This is a genomic window from Methanohalophilus sp. RSK, from assembly GCF_003722075.1.
In the GTDB taxonomy this organism is placed as follows: Archaea; Halobacteriota; Methanosarcinia; order Methanosarcinales; family Methanosarcinaceae; genus Methanohalophilus.
The window spans coordinates 19,571-42,621 of the sequence record NZ_RDSK01000017.1 but is presented as its reverse complement, the minus strand read 5'-3'; the positions used below and the strand labels follow the sequence as shown (position 1 = coordinate 42,621).

Genomic DNA, 23,051 nt, shown 5'->3' with positions numbered 1-23,051 from the left:
TTGAATCTCATAATTTTGTATCTTTTTCTTCTTGCAGGTATTCCCGACCTTTCGCAGTCAGGCAGTATTTTTGGGTCGGGCTTTTTGGTGAATTCGGTTGTGTCATTTCAACCAGGCCTGACTGGATAGCGGGCTGGAGGTAATCATAAACAAACGTCGAACGACTACTTATACCGACACGTTGCATTACTTTTTTCCTTCCTAATGCCTTATCTTCAAGGCAGATAACTAAAGATCTTACTTGTTCGGTTACTTGTTCGGTTACTTGTTTGCCTGATCGGGACGGGGTTTCTTCTTTACCGACATGGCCCTCTGTGGATACCGCAATGGAATCTGCCAGGTAGACAATAAACCTCACTCTCATACCTATCTCGATTATATCCGGCTGGGGTAGCCCGAGTTCTTCAGCGTCCTTCAGGATACGGCGGAAACCACTACCCCACTGTTCTATCAGGTCAAGTTCCCTGAAGACTCTGGCAATAACACGATTCCTGATCCTTGATACACCCTGCTTGACATCTTCAATGGTCATACCCGGGAGGAGTATGCCGGGATTTTCTATCTCTATTCTGTCATCAAAGAAGGACACTCTGATAGGTGCCCCCTTCTGGGAATAATCGGCATGCACGATGGCATTGATAAGAGCCTCACGCAGTATCGTAAGAGGAATGCTCCACACATCCTTGCGCCGGATATCTGAGAAATCAGCGCCTCTGAAAGCATGCTTTTTCAAAAAGAGCATTACGGAATCAACAGAGCCCGGCAGATCTTCATGGATCTCAGTATGGTCGAAAATGTATGCCTTATCCTTTCCCTTGAAGCGCCCGCACTGTATCCATGCATCAGGGAAATGGAAATCCCTCTGTTTTCCAAAGAGAAGCATTGCACCTGTGCTTGGAACCAGCCTGCCCTGCTCCCTGACCAGGAGCTTGAGCGTTATCAACTCCTCTTCGCTTAGTTCCCGTACTCCCTTAAAGCGCTTTTTAGCAACATCGATATCAAGTTCATCAGGAGACAGATCAGGCATCGGCATCTCATTAAAAGAGATACCTGAAGCACTTCTCTGAAGTTCACCTATAAGTTCCCTATCAGCTTTTCTGTTAGTGGAACCAAGCCTTACATAAACCCCGTCGATATGACCCTCTCTACTGATCCAGTGAGGACGTGAACCACTGGGATATACCTCAACACCCAGCACGGTTTTACCTTCAACTGTCATTAACTCGACATTTGGAACAAGCCTGGGCGAAATACTGTCAGCAATGAGACTGCAAAGCCGCTCTTCCTCGTCAAGCGGGTTCGAGACTCCTATTATCTCCTTTGTCCCATCCTCAACACCAATGAACAGGCTCCCTCCTGCAGTATTGGCAAATGCTACTAGCGACTTCAGTATATTTTTTGGAGAAGACACATCACGCTTAAATTCCAGTGTCTTGCCCTCAGGCAATTTAACAATTTCAGATATCGCCAACCGCATAAATTCCATCCTGTAAATCACATTCCTATATTCGTCTCTTTATCAAATAACTGTGATTTTATTTTCTTCAAGCAATTTCTTCAGTTGCTGGCGAATATAATCCAGATATTCTTCAAGGTCTTCTTCGGTCTCGATTTTCTTTTGGCTTGTAAATTCCGATGCTTTAACAACCTTTGTAGGCTTCACACGAGGTTGTTCTTCTCCACCATCATCAACATTTTTTTCCCGGATTATCTGTACTTGTCTGATAATCTCACCACTAACATCCTCGTACAAATCATCAATAGAATCATTCAGGCTCTTTGCATAGACACATTCCTCACATGTTGCAATCCTGTCCCTTAGATTGTCAAAGCGCTGCAAAATGCGGTCTTTGAAATCCTCTTCCAGGATTCCATAAGAATCGATGTCCCGGGCAACTTCTGTCCTGCGGCTATCCAGCTTCTCGTATGCCTCTTCCTTTAGAGTATCAAGACTCTGCTGCAGAGCCTCATCAATTTTGCTTCCCAGCTGGGGTAGTTCCTTGATACGTCCATAGGGTTTGTCCATTTTCAGGATTTCTTTTACAGTCCGCACATTATCCTGCATATCTGCATCGAGAAACTGCAGATTTCGCTCATAATTATCTGCTCTCTTGTACATCTTACTGAAAATATCAACCATCTGGCTTTCAAAGAAACTGATTGCAGGTCTGGCTTCTTCGCTCAGTCTCACCAATTCATCCTTCTTATCGGCAACCTCCTGCAAGAAATCAGAAGGATCATTTATCTGATTTATCTCCTTCAGGAAATCACTGTAAGCCCTGATCTCTTCTCTGCCCGGATAAACTTCTACTTCTTGATAACGTCCAGCATATTTTTCTGCAGCATCCCTTTTCTCGCTGAAAACCTGCTTTGTATATTCAAAAAGATCATTCTCTTTTTCAGGGATTGCCGTCCTGTCAAACACATCATTCAATACATCCCTGACAGCCTTTATTGTCTCCTTATTGGACTTTTCCCGGATCTTTACAACTATCCTGTCAGCATCTTCCCTCTTGGTCAGATAGCGGGCAATCTCATCGGCATTCTCGGATTTAAGGATCAAAGCAGTTTTCTGGTAGGAGAGTTTGATTTCCTCATTGGCAAAAAGAGTGGCAACAAGCCCGGCAATGGTCATATCCTTCCAGCCATATGGTTTGCTCGAAAACCTCTCTTTGATGTCCTTCAAAACCAGTTTATCATTCTTCTGATGCCTGATATTTATATAATCACGCAATTCCGCCAGAGCATTCTTGTTTGTATCAGAAGTCCCGGCTCCGAATTTTTCCAGGTCATCTGATTTCAATACTCGCAAAACATCTCTGTCCGACTCATAGTCATAGGTCACATAGGAAGCCTTGCTGTAAACATTCTGGGAAAGGATATCGAGCCCATCCTTAACCCTCTCCTTAGGGTTCTTCTTTTCAATACTGCTGACTTCTTTCCCATCAACAAAAACGCGTGCATTCTTCGCACTTTCAAATACTTCCCTTTTAGCCTCATCAATCAATTTATCCTTATCCTTATCCTTGGAACTCAGTATTTCATTGATCTCTTTTATGCCAGAATTTGAAGTGTTTTGACGCAGATATTTCTCTATCTTCAGATGGTTGCGAACCAAATCAACTACTTTACTATCCTGCGGGAAAACAAATAATAAAGTATCCTTGGAATCCACATTGCTCAACACATCTCCGGACAGGGATTGTTGATCACTTTTATCATATAATTCATCTGAAAGAGGTGTCAGGAACTTGACAGACAGGTCAGCGCCAGCAGATTTGTACTTTTCATCAACTGCTCTGTTGAACTTGTAATCCTTATACCTGGCAGGACATACCTCGCTGGAATCGCCGAAAACATACGTATAAATGGTATCCAGAATACGGTAATTCTCAACTTCAGTATTCTTGATTTCCCTGTTTATCTCCTGTTCTTCATTGGTCAGGAAATGATACCTATCTCCAGACTTACTGATAAGGGTCTGTTTTTCCAACCTTTTAAGGGAGTCATCCACCTTTTTCTTTAATTCCAACTTGTCCTCATCGACAGAACTTACTGAAAGTACGACCAGATTGTCCAGATTTGGAACCACTTCCTGTACATTTCTTATCAAAAACAGCAACTTTAGAATCTGATTGTCAAACTCCTCTAACTCTGAATTGTCCTGAGCCTGGGTGATCGTAGACTTGATAATGGGGTCCAGGAAACCCTCCACAGTATCATAGAAAGAATAGAACGGAATAAGCCTGCCCAGATTCTCTTCAGCATACTTTTCAGTCGCCTCTTTGAAAGCATTAAGCATTGAACGTTCGCCTTTGGCCAGGTGTTTACCTGTAAAACCACTTCTTCTGATTCTCTCAAACACCTTCTGCAGGACAAAGAACTGGTAAGGTACGTAAGGGTACACATCAATGAAATCCTCTTCTCCATTATAGAATTTCATTTCAGCACAATCTTTGGAAAAAGCCAGCAGGTTCTTAAGTTCATATCTCTTCTCAGCAAAAAAGGCGGCAAGAGTTGCATTATGTTCTTGCTTTTTGGCAAGTATTCTCTTCTTGATAACCTCATCCACGTTGGCACTGGAAAGACTCAACCTGGTATCGAATCGCCCCTGGATCTTTGAGAAATCATAACCTTTAACGCGGTCTTCTGTAATAGCATCAATATCCGCCTGGGCAGTAACCATCAGCCACGCCTTTCCTGCCAGTTTTGTGCCCAACTCCTCCGCAATCGTCTGCAGATTCAGCATCATTTTACTATTTTCACCAATATATTGCCCGATCTCATCGATCAGGAAAATAACCTGGTGGTCCTTCCCCCGGGATTCACAGTATTTCTTAATCTTTTGGGCAAACGTCTCTACATCCAGATGATAGTTCGCCCCATCATTTTTAAAGAGAATCTTCAATGATTCCCTGCTTTGATAATTACAAGCAACCAGGGCATCGACAATAAGATCCTGCTCAAAACTATATGACTTCCGTCTCTCTTCCCAGGGACTCCCTGCAATCTTCTGGAATTCAAGTTTGAACTGCTCATACAATCCTTTTTCAGTCAGATCCTCTTCAAGCTCTGCTATCCAGAATACCTTCCCATAGAAACCGCGTTTTTCATTAAAAGCTCGCATTAATATATTGACTATCGGTTCCGAATCTGCATGGATTGTACTGGCTTTAGAATCAATATTGAAAAGTATTACATCTTTGGTGCCAAAATTAACGGAATTTTCAATATTGCTGTAGATTGACGGGTCCTCAACTTTCTCCTGGAAAAAGTTAAGAGCATTTTTACCTTTCACATTACGGTTTTCCAGAAGGTAAGACAGCATTTTGATAAAATGGGATTTACCGGATCCAAAGAAGCCGGAAACCCACACACCTATTTTATCTGTAGGGGTAAGCATTGCATCATAATAGCGCTGGAAAAAGACATCCAGGTGTTTTGATGTCTCTCTTGTGATTACATATTCATCAAGTTCGGTATAGACAACATCTTCGTCATACTGATCGACCTTGATAACTCCCTTTATATCCCTTTTTATGTCCTTTTCAAAAAGATCCTGTATCATAATATCATTAGTCATATTCCCACCCTCAACTGTCTATAGCACTGTCATCCACAAGCCTGAAAGCCCTGTAGTAGTTCCCATCTTTGAACTTACCGAATAAGCTTAAATCCAGTCCGCTGTATTTTCCGGGATAAAACAATATCAGAGGCATAACATCCACAACTGGTTGTAAATTGTTCAGAATTGAATGCGACCTTACAAGAGGCCAGGCTTTGCCCACCCCTGTGACGATAATTATATTCACATCACCAAAATCATCGATTTTTTTCTTGATGGTTCTCTGGATGTCCTCAGGATCAAGCATCAATCTTAATTTTTCAAACAACTTGTCAGATCCATTGTCAGATTCAAATTGAAGAATTCTTTGCATAGGAACTATAACTGTGACAATTTCAAGACACAGTTCATACAGATCAATTTCCAGGATATTTACTGATTTAAGTTTTAAATTCTCTTTTAATTTAGGAATCCTGGAACGTATAAGCAGTTCTTTCTCTGGTGGATAATCAAATATCCAAAAAGGGACTTCATTCCCCAATCCTCTACCTTGTAGAAACTCCTCACTCTGGATGGTTTCTTCAAGTGCATCTAGGCGTTCTTCGATGGTCATGGTTATTGAATATTTTTTATGGTGTATAGGTGTTTTTCTAATTGTTAAGATTGTCTATTTTGTATTAACAGACCTTGGATATTTTATTTACTTATGATAGTATATAATGGTAATAGTTATATTTTATTGCAGTGTCAAAATATCAGGAAATCTCTTTCGGATATGTACACCAATCTCACAATATAACAATATAATAATATATCTCCATAATTACATCGTAAGACTAAAAATAAGATAAGACATGCATACAATAAACAAACGTACGTAATTTTACGTAGTTCCTATTTCTAAATTCACGCTTAAAATAACAATAATAATCCTAAAATAAATGACAAATATTATATTGAAGTTAATCTTTATGCATTACCATCGAAATTTTGAGTGAATGTAGACATGCCTGCTGTAAAACCCTATGAAAGAGATTACTTTAGAAATCCTGAAACTTACACCTACGAGTATTTTTATAACAACGTATTAAACACTAATAAAAATACTGTAGCTGAAGCCTTGGGTATTGCAGATGAAGAACTTTTGACTTATTATAATTTAAAATTGGATCCTGATAACAATAGATTCTTTTTTCGCCTTGATCCATACAATAAAAGAAATTACCAGGAATTGGAATATTTCACATTCACAAATTTGCAAAATGTAATTAAAGAGAGAATCGATGACACTATTAGTGATAAAATACTGGATGACATTTCACAATTTAATTATGCGTTAATTTTTTTAAATCAATCATTTTCGAATACAGAAACAACATATTTATTTAAAAAAATTTCAAACATAATATCATTGGATTATTCTGTTATAAGAGATGTATTGGGTCGTTTTCCACTCAATAGTTTATTCTTTTCAATTGATTTATTTGCTGTATTAAATGCAAATAAAAAATTATATGATTTTTTTGATAAGTTGTTATTGCCTGAATCCCAACTCAAATATCTTGCTAACAAACCATTCATGCATTTGAATATGTGGCCTCATCAGATAATGGCTCTTGAAGAATGGTTGAAAGCAGATAAAAAAGGAATATTGGAAATGGCGACTGCTACTGGAAAAACAGTAATTGGACTGGCAGCAATCAGCCATCTTGCACAATTTAATGATAATCTGAGGGTACTTGTGCTTACTCATTCAAGAGCAATATTGAATCAATGGAGGAGAGAAGCAATCGATAAATTAGGTATAGTTGCAGATCCTGATCTAGACTACAATTCTTCATTATTCCGTGAAGGTAATTTCAGAATTGAATTTAATACACTTCAAACAGTATATAAATATCCTCATCTTTATGAAACCGATTTATTGATTGTTGATGAAGTACACCATGGCGCTGGTAAGGAATACCGTGAAGCTTTAAATGTACCATGTAAATGGAAAATGGGATTATCAGCAACGATTACAGGAAAAGGCGAAGGTAAAAATGTACTGTATTCTCATATCGGTAAAACGTGTTTTAAATTTGGTTTATCCGATGCTTGCAAAAAAGGAGTGATTCCAGAATTCAAATTATTTATTCATAAGACATATCTAGCTCCTATTGAAGACAGAGAGTTCAAGGACATTTCTAAAAAGATAATTAATATGTTTGATTACATTAATTCAACTTCTTCTAAAAGAATTCGTGAATTGTCAGAAGGCAAATTTTCTCGTTTTGATAGTATATCTGATTTCATTTCATTAGTTAAGAAATGTAACTACAATGGAAAAAGAATTCCTGAAGAGTGGCTTAAACTACAAGGCCTTATATTCAAAAGACGACCAATTATTCACAAATCTTCTCCTAAAATTGAAAACGCGATAAAGCTTGCTAAAAATGTAGGATCAAAAAAGAAGTGTGTTCTTTTTGCTATGAATATTGATACATGTGAAAATATATACAAAGCACTAAACGGTGATATTAATGCATATATTGTGCATTCGGATTTAAATGAACGACAAAAAGAAAACTCAATGCGTGAATTTAGGAATTGTTCAGAAGGTGTATTAATAGCTCCAAAAATACTGGACGAGGGAATTGATATTCCTGATGCAGATGTAGGAATAAATGTCTCTTCAGCAAAAACTGAACTTCAGCTTGTGCAAAGAATGGGCAGAATCTTAAGAAAGAGCCCAGGTAAAAAACCAATATTCCACCATTTTGTTGCTTTGCCCCATACATTCATTGATTCTGAAGACTCATTTAGTTATCTAAATGATTTGGCCTGGATATATGACATTACGACCAAAATGGGAATCGATGCCCAAATGTATGATCCCAATAATCCTGAAATTCTGAAACTTGAGAAACAATCAGAAAAATTTGCTTATGATTACTATTTTAAAAATAAGAAAATCATTTCCAATGATTTTGGTACCATTAATATGAGATATATTGTACAATCTATCTCTGAAGAACCAAAACAAAAATTAATTGATTTGCTGGATGGCATCCATGGATTTATATCTGATAGTATGTGGTTGAAATTGTTAAGAGAGGCTCATGAAAAACAAAACATTCATGAAAATATAAAAATGGTGGATTTGCCCAACCATAGATGGTTGTTAATTATTTCTGGTAGGAATCCACGTAAGTTGAAAGAATTTCTGGAATCTTATGAATAAAGTTCTTGATTATATCATCCTACTTTTTGACACAAAATTTACTACCAAGTGATTAATTTAGAAATATTGGGAGCAAAAAAGCTACTCACTGTTCAAGAATCTTCTTTTGCTTCTTCATTCTCTGCTTCAAAAATGCAGGGAAGGGTGTAGGCCATGTCATCTTCAATAACATCTTTCACTTTGTCTTCTAAAGCCCATTTTCCATAATATGTGAAAAGAAGGTCATCATCCAAATCCACAATTTCATCTCTGTCATTAAGGATATTGCCATATTCATCTTCGTGGAATTCATTGCCTATTTCTTCGAAGAACATCCCAATGGAATTCAGATATAGGACATGTCCATCTTTATAATATATTTTTGAAATGGCTTTCTCACCTTCACTTAGGTAGACAGTTTCAGTGCCCTTAATGTAGCTTTCATCTTCAGAACTCATTTTTATTTCTCCACTAATTTTATACTTATATCAGCATCAAGAGAACGCAATTTTCTCTTTTTGCTACATATAAATCAAGGCATTCTTCCCTTATTAATATTGACTTAATAGCAAAAAATGGAGTTTTTAGAGAATAAAAATTATACATTAAATGTCGGTTTGATTTACATTTTCAACATCCAATCAGAAACTTGTCTCTATATAATTAATAGTAATGAAAAACGCTATCAATCAACTGTATGTTAAAAATATTTAAAAGAATAGTTTTTGAAGATTGAGTGGCTTTATAGCGTTTTGAGTGAGAAAGAAAATAGATATTTTTGCACATTTTGTTCTCAGCTGAATTGCAGGATAACGTTACCTTCTGAGTGCATTGTAAACTTTTAATATATGTTCTATGGCTAACTATTATACTTCCCATCAAGTAGTATACCATCTTTTTAATTTATAGAGATTGTCGGAAAAGCCCATATTCAAGAAAATTATAACATATCCATTAAATACAGTGCAACACAGCATAGCGTTTTACTTTCAGTCATTGCTTGAAATGTTTCGATTTTACCACTTTTCCGACAGTCTCTTTACATGCATATCCATGCCTTCCATATTCTACTATCATCTACGATGCGTAGCATCGTATGTACGTATGCAACAAGCAACTGTAAAAAGACTAGGAAATAATTGCAGGACAAAAATTGATTATGGATCATATCTGAAAAGAAGCACATGGAATAGACCGCTTCTTCGCATGATTTAAGATGGATCTGAATAATAGTATGTAGGTCTGATGGCTGTGGCCTTTCAGAGGAATCTAGATATTGGACTTGTGCTATGCTGGGATAGGTTATCCGGAGTTTTGGAATAAGCTCCATAGATTTAATGAGAGTTCCAGAACTTCCATTTGGGAACAAATAAGAAGAATACTACAGTGAACCACTTCATGGATAAATGAAGGATAACTATCTTAAGATTTGAACAAATTCCACCTATAAGAAAAATCAATAAAAACCTTTTAAAAATTACAATTTGCTTATTTCTTCAAGGAAGGCGGGCCTGTTCTTAAATTCAAGTTTCAGGGCATTTAACCTCTCATTCCATGCAGGCTTTTCCTCTAAAATGTCAATGTATATCTCCCTGGCTTTATCCAGATAGGTATTTGCAACCCTGTACGTTTTTCTGTTGCCTCCGGGGATATTGCAGTAGGCTTTCTGCCAGTAGTATTCTATAGCCCTTTTGGGAAAATCGTCTTTCAATTGGTCTGCAAACTCATCGAGTTCATCGGACCGTAACCTCAAGCGGGGATTTTCCAGCGTACTGATAAGCATATCCATTACTTGGGTTTTCATGCCTCTGTCCATACAGACATGCAGATAAGCAATTATATTCCTGTCCCTGAGAGATTCGAAAATACTAGGTTCGATCTTACTCCAGTCTTCACTTTTGAGATAACTCTTAATCTTCCTGTATTCTTTGTATTCATTGCCAGCATCATATACAAAAGATCTCAAAAGAGCATTTTTGGCTTTTCCATAGTTACCTTGCGACCTGTAATATTCGAATAGTTTATTCAGCATTTCCTTTTCATCTTCTCTACGTTCCATTGCAGTATGGACAATACGTTCCACATTTGCAATATCCCCGATTCTGGCAAAATAATCGAACAGGAACTCAAACAGTACTGTAAGGCGTCCTTTTCCTTTCAACAGACCCTCTTCGGCAGTTTCCACAGCCCTTTTAGTGTTGTCATGTTCAAAATAAAAATATGCCAGCTGGCAGTAATCAATTCCGTATTCAAGGTTCTTTGAACGTAGTTCCAGGTAAGCATCATTATCGTTAAGATGGTACCGAAGTATTTCCATGATAAGATTGTTTTTCCAATCCGATGGGTGATTTTCAAGTTTTGCGATCAGGTATCTCCATTCCTCTTCTGTTTGGCACAACTCAAAAAATATCTCTGCCAGACTATCTTCAAAACCGGAGTTATACTTGTCATATTCAATAAATGCACTATCTATAAAAGTTATCTTTGCCTCATGGGATATGTTTCCTTCTTCTATAAGTTCGGAAAGTTTATCAAGCCAATAATATGCTGTTTCCTCTTTCTCCTCCGGCCCACCGCCATATTCATTGAATTCAGAAATGATGTATCCTGCATATTCCCAGTATTCCATTAACAGGGCATCATCCAGCTGTTCAGAAGTTTCCTTTTGGAGTGAATTTTCTGGCAGTTCCAACATTTCTTTGTACCACTCCAGAATTAAATAAGGAACCTCCGGGTTATTTGATATGAGATACTCGATCAGGTCACATCGTTGTTTATTATTCAGAGACTCCGTCATTTTTTGAATATCATGTTCGTAGTTCACTTATTATGTCCTCCAAAAACATAAAAGCAGGCACATTATGGTTTATCTGATATCCTATAAAAATACCTGCAAACTTTTATGATTGAACGTTTACTTTCTCACTGTACATATAGGAGATCTATTCCTTGATTGATTAGTTTCAAATATAAATTCATACAAATCGTAATACAATATTAATTAAAATTAATGAAAACAGGTTTTAATATAAATCTTTAAGTTGTCCGTAAAAAGGCAAAAAGTATATGGCTTCTTTTAAACGCAAAACCTCAAAATTGCCTTTAGGAGAGGGCCACCAACAATTGATGGAGATAGTTTCAGGTTTGCAGGATTCATTATATTAAACACTGCTTGAAGAAAACTCAGGATTCAGGTGTTGGAACAGCGTTTGAGATGGGTCAATTAGAAGGTAGCAAAGTTCGCTAACTAGTGTACTTGTTCGGTTACTTGTTCGGTTACTTGTTACTTGTTCGCCTGGGGCAGGGATGAGACTTATCGGATTGGGATCCGGGTTGTGTGGGTCAAATACTGGTATGGAGTATGTCTACAGTGATTGCATGTTTCCTGACAGGGAATTTCAATAATCCCCTTTTTCGAAGATGGCAGAACCCACACTTACAATCGTGGCTCCTTCCTCGACAACAATCCCGCAACCACTGGAATACCCATCGAAAGTTGCTGAATGTCTATTCAATCCCGGTTTTCCTGTTCCATTTCACCAAAAAGGGTTTCATTTTCCTGAAACAAGGCTGTGCCTGCTGTGGTAAAAAAAAGGATGTTCTGATGAAAACATTGGAAGTTTGGGAATTAGTAAAATATTATAGTGGGCCTAACCGGATTCGAACCGGTGATCGCTCGGTTATGAGCCGAGCGCTCTAACCAGACTAAGCTATAGGCCCATAGAAAATGATGAAAGGAGCGCCGCCAACAGGGCTCGAACCTGTGACATTCTGGTTAACAGCCAGACACTCTACCAACTGAGTTATGGCGGCACCTTGTATGCGACTTGTCGCGAGCGCTTCTAATGCATTAATCTGATTTAAACTTTTTGTTTGGCGCCGGGAAAAAGGGGTTACATCAGAGGATTTTACAGGTAACCCCCATATTTACCAGAGATCGGAATGGCTGCACCACAGTATTCACATTTGTTATCCTCTGTCAGATGATTTTCTTCCACATCAAAAACTCCCCTGCCTATAATCATATTGCCGCAGGAAGGGCAGAACGTATGCTCATATTTAGAGGACATAACATTGCCCAGGTATACATATTCCAGTCCTTCTTCAGTTGCTATTTCATGGGCCAGGTCGAGAGTCTCAATAGGTGTTGGAGGGACATTCTGGAGTTTATAGTCCGGATGAAAGCGTGTGAAATGAACCGGTGTTTCTTTACCCAGGTTTTCCACTACCCATCGACAAACATCCCTCAATTCATCCCTTGAATCATTGAATGTGGGAATCACCAGATACACCACTTCTACATGCATTCCCAGTTCACGGGCCAGTTTGGCTGAATCAAGTACGGGTTGCAAATGGGCAGAAGTGAGTTCGTGATAGAACCTTTCTGTAAACGCCTTGATATCCACCCGGAAAGCATCCAGATAAGGAGATATATGCTTCAATGCTTCCGGTGTGATATAGCCGTTTGTCACATAAACCGTAGCCAGGCCTGCCTCTTTAGCAAGCTTTGCACTGTCATAGGTATATTCATACCATATAGTCGGCTCATTATAGGTCCAGGCAATACTCTTGCAACCTGCTGCAACTGCCCGCTCGATTGCCTGCTCAGGAGTGATCTCCACCGATTGTGCTTCATCCAGGTTAACCTGCGAGATGGTCCAGTTCTGGCAATATTTACAGCGGAAATTACAGCCAATGGTTCCAAGTGAATAGGCGTAAGTGCCCGGATAGAAATGGAATAAAGGCTTCTTTTCGATCGGATCAACGGCTTCACTTGAAACCGTATTATAGATCAGGCTATACAGTTTTCCTTCCTTATTCTGTCGCACCCTGCAAATACCGGTTTTACCTTCTGCTATATGACACCTGTGATTACATAAATTACAACGTACCTTTTTATCCTCAAGTTGTTCATAGAACATAGCTTCTTTTAACAAACTTATACCCCCCTTTAACTGGGTACTTTGAATGATAAAAAACTATCTGCCAGTAGATTAGAAAGTTCCAACCTTTGCATCCACTGTTGCTTTGTTTAGATAAAAATCGATATTGCCACCTGGTGGATTCAAATCGAAGGTAACATAATCATCTCCTTCATCAATATTGTAATCAACGGAATAAACAAGATCTTCACTTTTAGCAGAGTCATTGAGATATTTTGCCCATGCTGAAGGATAACTGGTATTCATAGAAATTGTAAGGTTGGTAAGAGACTCATTTTTAGTTGAATTAAACTCCTCAACCCAATCATTACTTGTAAGTTTTATTTCTTCGATACCGTTGCTGGTAATAACTACCCTATCGCCGGCAATTTTCATTAAAGTTAAATCAACTTCCAATAGGGACCCAGATCGGTTTTTAATTGATATGGACGGGCTCAGTTTCATAAGGGATCTTTCCCTTTGTGATACGATCACAGCACCGTTTTCATAGGCAAAGGTTTGGTCAACATAATAACCATTATTTGAAGCATAACTGATAGTACCAAGATCATATGAGCCAATTGATATAAAAGAGTCTGTAGAATTCATTCCCGTAATGTCCACCTTGTAATTACTATCATTCACTGACAGTGTGCCACTTGACTTGGTGGGACCCACTATGGGAATATCTCCTCCTCCCATCTTAATGGGTATGCTCAAAGAAATAGTGCTATCTGCATCAATAGAACTGGCAAGGGAAAGCATATCAGCCTTTGCCTTTAACTGGGACATGTCATCATAGACATCATCCATATGGGCTTTTCCAGCATCTGCTTTCCATTCAGGTATGTAATGAGCATTAAAGACAGCCAGCACTGTCACAAAAAGACCCAGCAAAAGGACAAATGAAACGACTGTTGATACTGCAGATTCGGATTTGAAAAACTGTTTCCCTGAATTCATATAGTTCCATTACTCCTGCTTACATGTTTATCCTGTTTTAGATGAATTGTGTAAATGTGATATAAGCTATCAATACAAGGAACAGTGAATGTTTCACGCCCGCTAAAACACTGCCTGATCCCATCTTCCCGGCAACCAGCCCCGAACATACGCCCTGTATAAGGGATGCATGGAAGAAAAGCAATATATAGGCTTCCATGTCAAATTGAATATTCAGGGGCATGCCTGCTGCTGCATCTCCTGCAGAAGAGGGTACTGCCGGAAGGAAGTAGGCAGCAAGCACATAAACAATGAAAAGAAACACCAGAAATGCTACATAAACTATGAATACATATACTGTCATTTCAGCTGAGCGTTCCTTTTTAAGCTGATTTTGCATCTCGGCTTCTGATGCAGCTATGTTGAGTACACTGATCACATCGCTTGTCGATTCGCTGGCCCTTATGATAAAAGTAATAATTCGGCTGTTAAATTCAGTCCTGACCCTGTATTCAAACTTTTTGAGCACTTCCTCAAGATTGCCCCCCCAGGAAAGATGGGAAGCCATTCTCTTGATTTCTGTATTCAATACCCCGATTTTTGAACGTGAAACCAGGGATATTGCGCTGGAGAGGCGAATTCCTGCTTCATTGATACTTGCAAGTTTTTTCAAGAATTCGGGCATTTCACTTTCAACTTTTGAAACCCATCTTCTCTTTGCTTCATAAAATACAATAAAAGGAATACTTATGATAAAAAATGCAAACACAATGTAATCATCGATTGCAGCAGCTGCCTCTACATTGATGTAACTTAAAGTGATGCTTGAAAAATCGAGCGATGATAATATGGTCAGGTTCTCCCGGATACCATATAAAATGCAAATCAGGCCTGCAGGAATACTTAATATAAGAGAATAATGAGGTTTACTGGTCAACCACCTAAAAGGGTTGGTAACCTTATCAATAATATTATTGATCCTGTAGTTCCAGGAAATTTTCTTCAGCATCTTTTCATCGATAGTTGAATATTCATTAACTCTTATATCATCAAATTCATTGAGAATTTGCTGTGAAGTTTGAATACTTCTTCCTTCCAGGTTATCCGATATTGTGGATAAGAACACTATGAATAAAACTGTGCCAATCGGTATGAGGACATACACTAAAGTGTAGAGTATGTCTAATGAATTCGATCCCATAAAGCCCAATACGATAAGGATTGTTATGAGAAAAACAGGGCCCACTACGAATACTGTAATATAAACTTCTGCAAGGATTGCGAGTGTTTCAAGAAAGGTCTTTTGTTCCCTGCTTGCAAGAAAACGATATTGTTCACTTTTATTTTTGAGATATAAAGTAACATCTCCACCACTGGAAATAATTGAGAGCATGCCATCCAGGAAATTCTTATATTTTTCAGAGGGAGAATTTTCATTTGCATTTTTCAGTGCTGTGAGCATGTCATAGCCAAAGTATTCCATGTCCCTGACTATGTAGCCGAATTCATCTGCAGCAACTCCATAAATATGCCTCTGCTGGCTTAAAGATTTAAATATATCAAAAAGGCTCATCCCCCCACCTTTGCTCAATGCGTACAGGTATGCTACAGCGTGGGTTAACGATTGGTCGAGGTAGGCCTTTCGAGTGCTTGCCCAGAGGAGTGGGAGTTTCATCTGGATCTTAAAAAGAGTCGTGGAAGATAACAGGGCCACAATAAAGGAAGCTAGAAGAGCAATTATGCGCATATCATCGATGATGGATATATCAAGAATCCTGAAAAGACGCGATGCAATAAAATAAAAAATAATACCTGTGACGAAAAAAGCAAGTAGTGAATAGAAATATCCTGTTGAGATATACTGATCTGCAGGAATAGCAAAACGTGCACTTTTCAGGGAATGATATAATTTCGGATACTTATCTTTTTTTTGGAATGCATGTTTGCCGAATAACCTGTATGCAATATCCTGAAAAGGCATCATCAAAAATCACCTTTCCTGCTGCAGCAGTTCTACAAGAGCATCATTTTCAATTGCATCCAGCACGATTTCAGGAGATGTTGCATAGGTTTTCACCAGTAGTGAAATACTTATGTAATCTCTGATGTCATGCTCCAGAAGATATTCCAGGATCATATGGCGATTCTGCGTTTCTTCCCGCAATTTTTGAGGGGACCAACCTTTTTTCTGTACAATGAGTTTCAATACATTGGATTGGCCATTGTGGTAAAACTCATCCTTGGTAGAATCCCACTGGTATAATTCATTGATTCTTATATCTCCGCTTTTGGGATCAATTCCTGTAAATTCGACAAGACTGTCCAGTCTGCGTACTCTTTTATCATCCAGATATACCTGTCTTTGTATACAGAGGATATCAAGGGACTGGAGCATTACATGCGGTACATTGATAGGTTCATTTTCAAGTCTGTTTACCACCGTCTGCACGTCACCTGCATGCATCGTGGAATAGGTCGTATGCCCGGTTGAAAGAGCCTGGAATAGTGTAAGGGCTTCTTTGCCTCTGACTTCTCCTACAATCAGGGTTTCTGGTCTCTGGCGCAGAGCTGATTTGAGAAGGTCATACATTGAAACTTCTCCAGCTCCACTTCTGCTTATGGAATCCCTGGTGACACCTGCTATCCAGTTGTCATGGTGCATCATGATTTCCCTGGTATCCTCGATGGACACTATTTTGGAAAGCGGTGGTATGAATAATGAGATCGCGTTAAGCATTGTGGTTTTACCCGAAGCCGTTCCTCCTGCAAAAATGGCACTGAAACCGTTTTCGATTGCCAGCCAGAAGTATACCATCATTTCCAGATTAGAGGTTCCGAAATTGATAAGATCTACAGGAGTAATCGGGTCTCCCCTGAATTTACGTACATTAAAAGAACTGCCCCTGGTAGTAATTTCTTTGCCCAGGGTAGCCTGCAGTCTCGATCCATCATTAAGAGTAGCATCAACAAGTGGTTCACTCACTGAGATGTGTTTTCCCGACCTCTGGCAGAGAGTGATCACAAAAGAGTTAAGTTTGTCTTCAGTATATGCAATATTTGTTTCAATATTCAGATATTTTCGATGATAAAGATATATTGGAATATCTACCCCATCACATGAAATATCTTCAATACCAGAATCCATCATAAGAGGATTGATTTTTCCAAATCCCAGAAAATTTCGCCTCAGGTAGTAAAGGATCCTGTATTCAGAAGAAACATCCAGTGGAATATGGTAACGTTTGAAAAGAGAAAGGGCCTTTGTAACAAGGATAATATCTCTATCTGCATCGACACACGGTGTTTCATCGATTGTGAGAACGTCTTTCAGATCGCTATAGGTGCGCTCCAGAATATCTTTCTCATACACAGAAAGGGAAGGTTCCACAACCACATAATGGTATATACCCAGTCTTTTGAGAATGCTTACGAATACATAGGGTTCATCAACCCAATAGCGTTCAATTTCTTCATATCCTTCTGGAATCTCAAAATCTACCAGATCACCATGGATATCAGGCTCATAAGCAGGTAGTGTTTCAGGGTCTCCTTTCCAAAACTGTAATTTATTAAGAAAAGACCTGTTATATAGGCATGCTTGATTATAATCTTCTATCCTATGCGCCAAATCTTTCATACCATTCTCCTTCAAAGAATAAAGTATAACTTTGGTTACTATAGGGAGAATAATATATATATAAATTTTCACAAAAATAGTGGTCAGTATTCTCTACTGACCATATAATCGGCAATTTCAACCAACGTCTCTTTTGCCGGGGAATCTTCCAGCAGGTCAAGTTTGTTTTTACCATCCTGAAGATAGTTATCAGCCATTTCCCTGACATATGCAAGGGTTCCTGATTCTTCCAGTTTTGCGACTGCGCTGTCGATTTCTTCCTGAGTCGCATCTGCTTTGCCAAAGCATTCCAGTTCAACGCCATTATTCAGGGCATGAAGGGCAATTAGGGTCTTTTTGCCTTCTTTCAGGTCACTACCTCTGGATTTGCCCAGAATTTCCTCCGGAGTAACCAGGTCGATCACATCATCATGTATCTGGAAACTGATACCTGTAAGGCGACCGAATTCATACATTGCCTCAGCAACTTCATCGGATGTTCCTCCAAGGATGGCACCCACCTTGGCAGCAGCACCGTAAAGCACAGATGTCTTGTTTTCTATCATTTCCAGATATTCATCCACGTCCACAATATCCCTTTTTTCAAAATCAACATCCAGCCACTGTCCCTCACAGATTTCAGTACAGGTACGGGACAATAAGGCCACACATTTGAGTAATTTTTGTGGATCAGCATCCATTTTTGAAATGATCTCAAAGGCACGGGAATAAAGGGTATCCCCTGCCAGAATTGCTCCTGCAGTACCCCATTTCACATGAAGTGCCGGCATTCCGCGGCGAATGTCATCCCTGTCCATAATATCATCGTGTATAAGTGTGAAATTATGGATAAGTTCAAGGGCAACGGCAGCAGGAAGCACGGAATCTGAATCCCCGCCCACTGCTTCAGCGGAAAGCATGAGGACTGCCGGGCGAAGTCTTTTCCCTCCGGCATCCGGAAGGTACCGTGTTGCACGGTATAATTCCTCCGGGTGGTCGATGGGCAAAAATTCCTGTATAGATTCATCGACCTGAGTACTGCGTTTTTTTAATTCATCAATTAAATCCATATTATCCCAACCAATTATGATTGAAGGTTTAATCTTCAATATATAATTCTTCTCCGTTTCTCAATAGATGAAGTGTGTGGCCTAGTTCATAGCCTGCATCTTCAGCCATTTCAATATAAGCGCTGTGCATATCGATGTTGCCGTGTGCAGGAATTACATTTTCAGGATTGACGAGTCTTATTAATTCCCAGTGGTCTTCCCGGTATGCATGTCCGGAAACATGGACGTTGTCATAGAGACGTGCTCCTTTCATTTTGAGTTTTGTCTCAAGAGCATACCTGTTTGCCTGTGTCATCGGGGTAGGGATTGTGTTTGCTGAGAAAATGACCTTATCTCCCGATTCAATCTTATAGGCAGTATCACCATTGGCAACCCTGGAAAGAATTGCACCCGGTTCACCCTGGTGGCCTGTAACGATTGGGAGGTATTTGTCCTTACCTTTATCCATTATCTTCTTGAATGCTTTGTCAATATCTTTGCGGTTACCGTATATTTCTGTTTTCTTCGGAAGTTCGATGTATCCCAGCTCACGGGCGGTGTTCACATATCTGTCCATAGAGCGCCCAAGCAGGATCGGGGTTCTCTTCATTTCTGTCGCAAACTGTATTATGGAATTCAGACGGGCAATATGGGATGCGAAAGTGGTTATTATCATGCCCACATCGGATTCTTCAGTTCCAAGCAATACATCACGCACCATATCATGGGCTATTCTTTCGGAAGGGGTTTTACCTGCACGTGGTGTATTTGTACTTTCGGCAATCATGGCCACAACACCTTCCTTACCAAGTTCCCTTAGCCTGTCAAATGCTGGTGGTTCTCCGAGGGTAGGTGTACGGTCAAGTTTGAAATCGCATGCATACAAAATGGCACCCCTGGGAGTATGGACTGCAACAAATACTGCATCTATGATACTGTGCTGGGTTCTTATCATTTCGATAGAGACATCATCGCTAACCTGGTATGTGCCGCCGGCCTTTACGGTTATTATCCTGTTCTTCACGCCAAATTTGCGTTCAGAATCGATCTGGTGTTGTATCAGGGCAGAGGTGTACGGCGTTCCGATTATCGGAGCTGCATATCTGTGTGCCAGTTTTGAAATAGCACCTATGTGATCAAGGTGGCCGTGTGTGCAAACAATTGCACATACATTCCCGTCAATCTCTTTCATTATTGTGTCGTCAGGGATAGCACCCATCTCAATTAACTCAAGAGAATGCATTTTATCAATTTCTACATCCTCATGGATTTGCACCCTATCCAGACGTAGTCCCATGTCAATTATGATGATCTTGTCATCAACTCTTATGGCAGTCATGTTACGGCCCATCTCATTGTAGCCGCCTACTGCAACAATCCCTAGTTCTGTCATATATAGTCCTCTTTAATGATTTTCAATTTCTTAATTTAATGATCTTGATTTGTAGAATAATATCAAAGTAATTTAGAACGTAATTCAATATCGCGGATGTCAAAGCCGCGCTGGTTCAGGTATTCGAGGGTCTCGCCCTGAAGTACCATGGACGATGAGGTCCGCAAACTTTCAATATCAGGGCAGCCGCAGAGGAACATTGCAACTTTCAGTTCCTCAAACATTATTTCAAGACGTTGTTTTACAGAATTTCCTTCTTTAAGGGCCGGGGCTACGAAAGGCAGGGCTGCACTGGCCAGGTTTGCCCCAAGTGCAAGGGATCTGGCAATGTCAAGTCCGGTACGTACACCACCCGTAGCTATGAGGGGGAGGGAGACACGACATTCAATCAGGGAGGGGATAGTTGGAATTCCGAAATCCCAGAAAAGTTCCCCCAGATGGCCGGAAATACGGTCTCCTCTCTGTTTGGCGCGATAAACTTCCACTCCAGCCCAGCTGGTCCCGCCGGCGCCGCCCACATCGATTGCCGCTACTCCGGCTTCTTTCAAAAGCAGGGCATCTTCCCGGGAAATGCCTGCCCCGGTTTCTTTTACTATAATTGGTACATCGATTGAACATATTTCTTCGATTGCTTCAATACAGCCGGTGGCATCCCTGTCACCTTCGGGTTGTATTGCTTCCTGAAGGAAATTCAGGTGTACGGCGAGGGCATTGGCGTCAAGCATTTCAACCAGTTTTTCCGCACCTTCTATACCGTATTCCTTTACCTGGGCCGCTCCGATGTTACCATAAACAAAAGCATTAGGAGCCCTGTCCCTTACTACACTGAAAGATTCTTCCTGAACCGGATCTTCTATGGCAGCTCTCTGGCTTCCTACACCTATTCCAATACCGGTTTCTTCGGCGGCTTCTGCAAGTGCCGCATTTACCGGTGTCGTATCGGGATGGCCGCCTGTAATAGAGGCTATCATGAAAGGTGCATCCAGTTTTTTTCCCAGAAAACTCGTGGAAATGTCCACTGAATCCATGTCCATCTCCGGAAGTGCACGGTGGACAAGTTTCACGTCCTTAAATCCTGGCCCGGCTTTTCTGGATTCAACCTGTTGCTGGGCACAAAGTTGCATATGTTCTAGTTTTCTGCTGGAAGTACTCATAAAAACCCCAATTATTCAAGTCCTGTCTTTAATTGCAGTACCTATCATTTCCCCTCTCAGAAAACTCATTACATTACCGCCTGCATTGGCATTGAAGATATAAGAAGGCACTTTTGTTTGCCGGGACATCTCAAGCATTTCTTTTACCTTGCCCAGCATCCCGCCGGTTACATCGGTATTTTCCGATCCTCCAATATGCATACTGGCAACTTCAAAATTATCCGGAGTAATTAGTGGGATAGGATGGCCATGTTCATCAAGTACACCATCTTCTGCACTTCCCACACCTATCCTGTATGCATTGAGCTTTGAAGCAAGATAGGGAACGATCTGATCCCCGGAGATTACTGAAGAACCTTTTATTGTGTCCATCACAACATCTCCATGAAGTACAGGTGTGATTCCTTTTTCAAGCATTATTTGCAGTGCAGGGAGGAATGATTCGGATATGCGTCCGTCTTTTGCTACAAAACATCCCATAGGATGTACTCCTACTGCATTAACATTCCTTTGTGCAAGGGCATTTACAAACGATTCATTTAATGAAGCAACCGATCGGTGGGTGACTGCGGAGCCTTCAGCGGAAAATTTGTCAGCAAGGGCGTACCGTTGTGCCTGGGGATGGCCGAATGAACCGGCACCATGTACGATAATAAGACGACCTTCAAAGAACGAAATTTCACGGGCTATTCGTATTATAGTTTTTTCTTTGGCTACTCCTTCATCACTGCTCTTGTCCGTGATGACACTACCGCCGATTTTCAATACGGTAATATCGCTAGTTTTCTCATTCATTATCAAAATCCACCCTTACACCTGAATCAGTAACTCCTGTTACGATGGGGATTCCGCCGGCATTTTTGATCTCTCTGGAAATGGCATCAATATTCTCATTTTCTGCAAGGGCAACCATACATCCACCGCCTCCTGCTCCGGTAATCTTGGCACCAAGTGCACCGGCAGTTCTGCTTGAGTGGATAAGTCTGGAAAGTTCATCACAACCCACGCCGATTGCTTCAAGTAACCCCTGATTTACATTCATAAGTTCCCCAAGTGCCCTGTAATCCTCATTTTCCAGAAGGCTTTCTCCTCTCAAAGACGCTTTTCCTATAGTAGAAAGAATGGGGGTGATAACTTCCGGATATATATTTTTAAGAGATGCGACTTTCGCTACAAGTTGTCCTGTGGAGGAAAACACATTGGTGTTACCTATTACCAGGTTACATAGGGGATTTTTCAGATGCTGTCGTGCAGGTATTGCAACGGTCCCACCCATTGTGGATACATAGGTGTCCGTAGCACTTGCAGCTCCCTGTATTTCTTTTTCGATTGAATGCCCAAAGGATGCTATGGATTCCTTGTCCATTCCAAGTTTTAAAAGGTTGTTAAAAGCACAAATCGTTGCCACAACCACCGCCGCAGAGGAGCCAAGCCCCGAACCCACAGGGATATCCGATTCAATGGATATTGACACTCCTCTGTATGGCGATTTTTTTCTTATTTTTTCCACAACGGCAGATACATAGGGATGAATTTCATAATCAATACCTGTAGTTCCAAGGGATGAATTGATCACAATATTTTCTGAATATTCAATATTTACCCTGGTACGAATATTTACAGCACAGCAAATAGCCGACTCATTATAAACGACGGCGTGTTCCCCAAAAAGGTACACTTTTGCCGGTGCTGAACAGGTTATCATATG

At 40.1% G+C, this 23,051-nt stretch carries 15 protein-coding genes and 2 tRNA genes; 1 reads left to right on the top strand and 16 read right to left on the bottom strand.

Going from position 1 to position 23,051, the window contains the following annotated elements:
- Positions 1 to 7 precede the first annotated feature (7 nt).
- The 3 genes from EFE42_RS09710 to EFE42_RS09700 are packed head-to-tail and all read right to left on the bottom strand — an operon-like array spanning position 8 to position 5,678.
- Positions 8 to 1,477, bottom strand: coding sequence for a helix-turn-helix domain-containing protein (locus EFE42_RS09710; protein WP_123137089.1), 1,470 nt, complete (start codon positions 1,475 to 1,477; stop codon positions 8 to 10).
- 42 nt (positions 1,478 to 1,519) lie between these two features.
- Positions 1,520 to 5,083 (bottom strand): BREX system P-loop protein BrxC, encoded by a 3,564-nt coding sequence (gene brxC, locus EFE42_RS09705; RefSeq protein ID WP_123137046.1) that lies wholly within the window; start codon positions 5,081 to 5,083, stop codon positions 1,520 to 1,522.
- 10 nt (positions 5,084 to 5,093) lie between these two features.
- Positions 5,094 to 5,678 carry a DUF1788 domain-containing protein gene (locus EFE42_RS09700; protein WP_123137045.1) on the bottom strand — a complete coding sequence of 195 codons (585 nt, stop codon included), beginning with the start codon at positions 5,676 to 5,678 and terminating at the stop codon, positions 5,094 to 5,096.
- 393 nt (positions 5,679 to 6,071) lie between these two features.
- Between EFE42_RS09700 and EFE42_RS09695 the strand changes: the two genes are divergently transcribed.
- Positions 6,072 to 8,288, top strand: coding sequence for a DEAD/DEAH box helicase (locus tag EFE42_RS09695; protein WP_123137044.1), 2,217 nt, complete (start codon positions 6,072 to 6,074; stop codon positions 8,286 to 8,288).
- A 92-nt stretch (positions 8,289 to 8,380) separates the two neighbouring features.
- Here EFE42_RS09695 and EFE42_RS09690 read toward each other — a convergent pair whose 3' ends face one another.
- From EFE42_RS09690 to EFE42_RS09630, 13 genes are all read right to left on the bottom strand, one after another.
- The gene (locus EFE42_RS09690) at positions 8,381 to 8,725 is read right to left on the bottom strand and encodes a hypothetical protein (protein ID WP_123137043.1); all 345 of its coding nucleotides are present in this window, start codon (positions 8,723 to 8,725) and stop codon (positions 8,381 to 8,383) included.
- Positions 8,726 to 9,744: 1,019 nt separating this feature from the next.
- Positions 9,745 to 11,091 (bottom strand): lipopolysaccharide assembly protein LapB, encoded by a 1,347-nt coding sequence (locus EFE42_RS09685; protein ID WP_123137042.1) that lies wholly within the window; start codon positions 11,089 to 11,091, stop codon positions 9,745 to 9,747.
- Between the two features lie 821 nt (positions 11,092 to 11,912).
- Positions 11,913 to 11,987: transfer RNA gene (locus tag EFE42_RS09680), tRNA-Ile, on the bottom strand.
- 20 nt (positions 11,988 to 12,007) lie between these two features.
- Positions 12,008 to 12,080, bottom strand: a tRNA-Asn gene (locus tag EFE42_RS09675).
- Positions 12,081 to 12,175: 95 nt separating this feature from the next.
- Complete coding sequence (amrS, locus tag EFE42_RS09670; RefSeq protein WP_123137041.1) at positions 12,176 to 13,204, bottom strand: AmmeMemoRadiSam system radical SAM enzyme; 1,029 nt, start codon at positions 13,202 to 13,204, stop codon at positions 12,176 to 12,178.
- Between the two features lie 57 nt (positions 13,205 to 13,261).
- Positions 13,262 to 14,152, bottom strand: a complete 891-nt coding sequence (locus EFE42_RS09665; RefSeq protein ID WP_123137040.1) for a hypothetical protein — start codon at positions 14,150 to 14,152, stop codon at positions 13,262 to 13,264.
- Between the two features lie 37 nt (positions 14,153 to 14,189).
- Complete coding sequence (locus EFE42_RS09660) at positions 14,190 to 16,115, bottom strand: type II secretion system F family protein (RefSeq protein ID WP_123137039.1); 1,926 nt, start codon at positions 16,113 to 16,115, stop codon at positions 14,190 to 14,192.
- Between the two features lie 6 nt (positions 16,116 to 16,121).
- On the bottom strand, positions 16,122 to 17,768 hold the full coding sequence (locus EFE42_RS09655) for a type II/IV secretion system ATPase subunit (protein WP_123137038.1): 1,647 nt from the start codon (positions 17,766 to 17,768) through the stop codon (positions 16,122 to 16,124).
- A gap of 83 nt (positions 17,769 to 17,851) precedes the next feature.
- Positions 17,852 to 18,817 carry a polyprenyl synthetase family protein gene (locus tag EFE42_RS09650; RefSeq protein ID WP_123137088.1) on the bottom strand — a complete coding sequence of 322 codons (966 nt, stop codon included), beginning with the start codon at positions 18,815 to 18,817 and terminating at the stop codon, positions 17,852 to 17,854.
- A gap of 28 nt (positions 18,818 to 18,845) precedes the next feature.
- Positions 18,846 to 20,189: an RNase J family beta-CASP ribonuclease gene (locus EFE42_RS09645; RefSeq protein WP_123137037.1), complete on the bottom strand. Its 1,344-nt coding sequence runs from the start codon at positions 20,187 to 20,189 to the stop codon at positions 18,846 to 18,848.
- Between the two features lie 62 nt (positions 20,190 to 20,251).
- Positions 20,252 to 21,343, bottom strand: coding sequence for a type 2 isopentenyl-diphosphate Delta-isomerase (gene fni / locus EFE42_RS09640; protein ID WP_123137036.1), 1,092 nt, complete (start codon positions 21,341 to 21,343; stop codon positions 20,252 to 20,254).
- Positions 21,344 to 21,358: 15 nt separating this feature from the next.
- Positions 21,359 to 22,138: an isopentenyl phosphate kinase gene (locus tag EFE42_RS09635; RefSeq protein ID WP_123137035.1), complete on the bottom strand. Its 780-nt coding sequence runs from the start codon at positions 22,136 to 22,138 to the stop codon at positions 21,359 to 21,361.
- The gene (locus EFE42_RS09630; protein ID WP_123137034.1) at positions 22,131 to 23,048 is read right to left on the bottom strand and encodes a mevalonate kinase; all 918 of its coding nucleotides are present in this window, start codon (positions 23,046 to 23,048) and stop codon (positions 22,131 to 22,133) included. The genes EFE42_RS09635 and EFE42_RS09630 overlap by 8 nt, the downstream gene beginning before the upstream one ends.
- Positions 23,049 to 23,051: the final 3 nt, after the last annotated feature.

Excerpts from the sequence above, each read along its gene's own strand:
- EFE42_RS09710 (WP_123137089.1), bottom strand. The coding sequence starts at position 1,477 with ATGCGGTTGGCGATATCTGAAATTGTTAAATTGCCTGAGGGCAAGACA.
- EFE42_RS09645 (WP_123137037.1), bottom strand. The coding sequence starts at position 20,189 with ATGACAGAACTAGGGATTGTTGCAGTAGGCGGCTACAATGAGATGGGC.
- EFE42_RS09635 (WP_123137035.1), bottom strand. The coding sequence starts at position 22,138 with ATGAATGAGAAAACTAGCGATATTACCGTATTGAAAATCGGCGGTAGT.
- EFE42_RS09695 (WP_123137044.1), top strand. The coding sequence starts at position 6,072 with ATGCCTGCTGTAAAACCCTATGAAAGAGATTACTTTAGAAATCCTGAA.
- EFE42_RS09650 (WP_123137088.1), bottom strand. The coding sequence starts at position 18,817 with ATGGATTTAATTGATGAATTAAAAAAACGCAGTACTCAGGTCGATGAA.
- EFE42_RS09665 (WP_123137040.1), bottom strand. The coding sequence starts at position 14,152 with ATGAATTCAGGGAAACAGTTTTTCAAATCCGAATCTGCAGTATCAACA.
- brxC (WP_123137046.1), bottom strand. The coding sequence starts at position 5,083 with ATGACTAATGATATTATGATACAGGATCTTTTTGAAAAGGACATAAAA.
- EFE42_RS09700 (WP_123137045.1), bottom strand. The coding sequence starts at position 5,678 with ATGACCATCGAAGAACGCCTAGATGCACTTGAAGAAACCATCCAGAGT.
- EFE42_RS09690 (WP_123137043.1), bottom strand. The coding sequence starts at position 8,725 with ATGAGTTCTGAAGATGAAAGCTACATTAAGGGCACTGAAACTGTCTAC.
- EFE42_RS09655 (WP_123137038.1), bottom strand. The coding sequence starts at position 17,768 with ATGAAAGATTTGGCGCATAGGATAGAAGATTATAATCAAGCATGCCTA.
- fni (WP_123137036.1), bottom strand. The coding sequence starts at position 21,343 with ATGAGTACTTCCAGCAGAAAACTAGAACATATGCAACTTTGTGCCCAG.
- EFE42_RS09630 (WP_123137034.1), bottom strand. The coding sequence starts at position 23,048 with ATGATAACCTGTTCAGCACCGGCAAAAGTGTACCTTTTTGGGGAACAC.
- EFE42_RS09660 (WP_123137039.1), bottom strand. The coding sequence starts at position 16,115 with ATGATGCCTTTTCAGGATATTGCATACAGGTTATTCGGCAAACATGCA.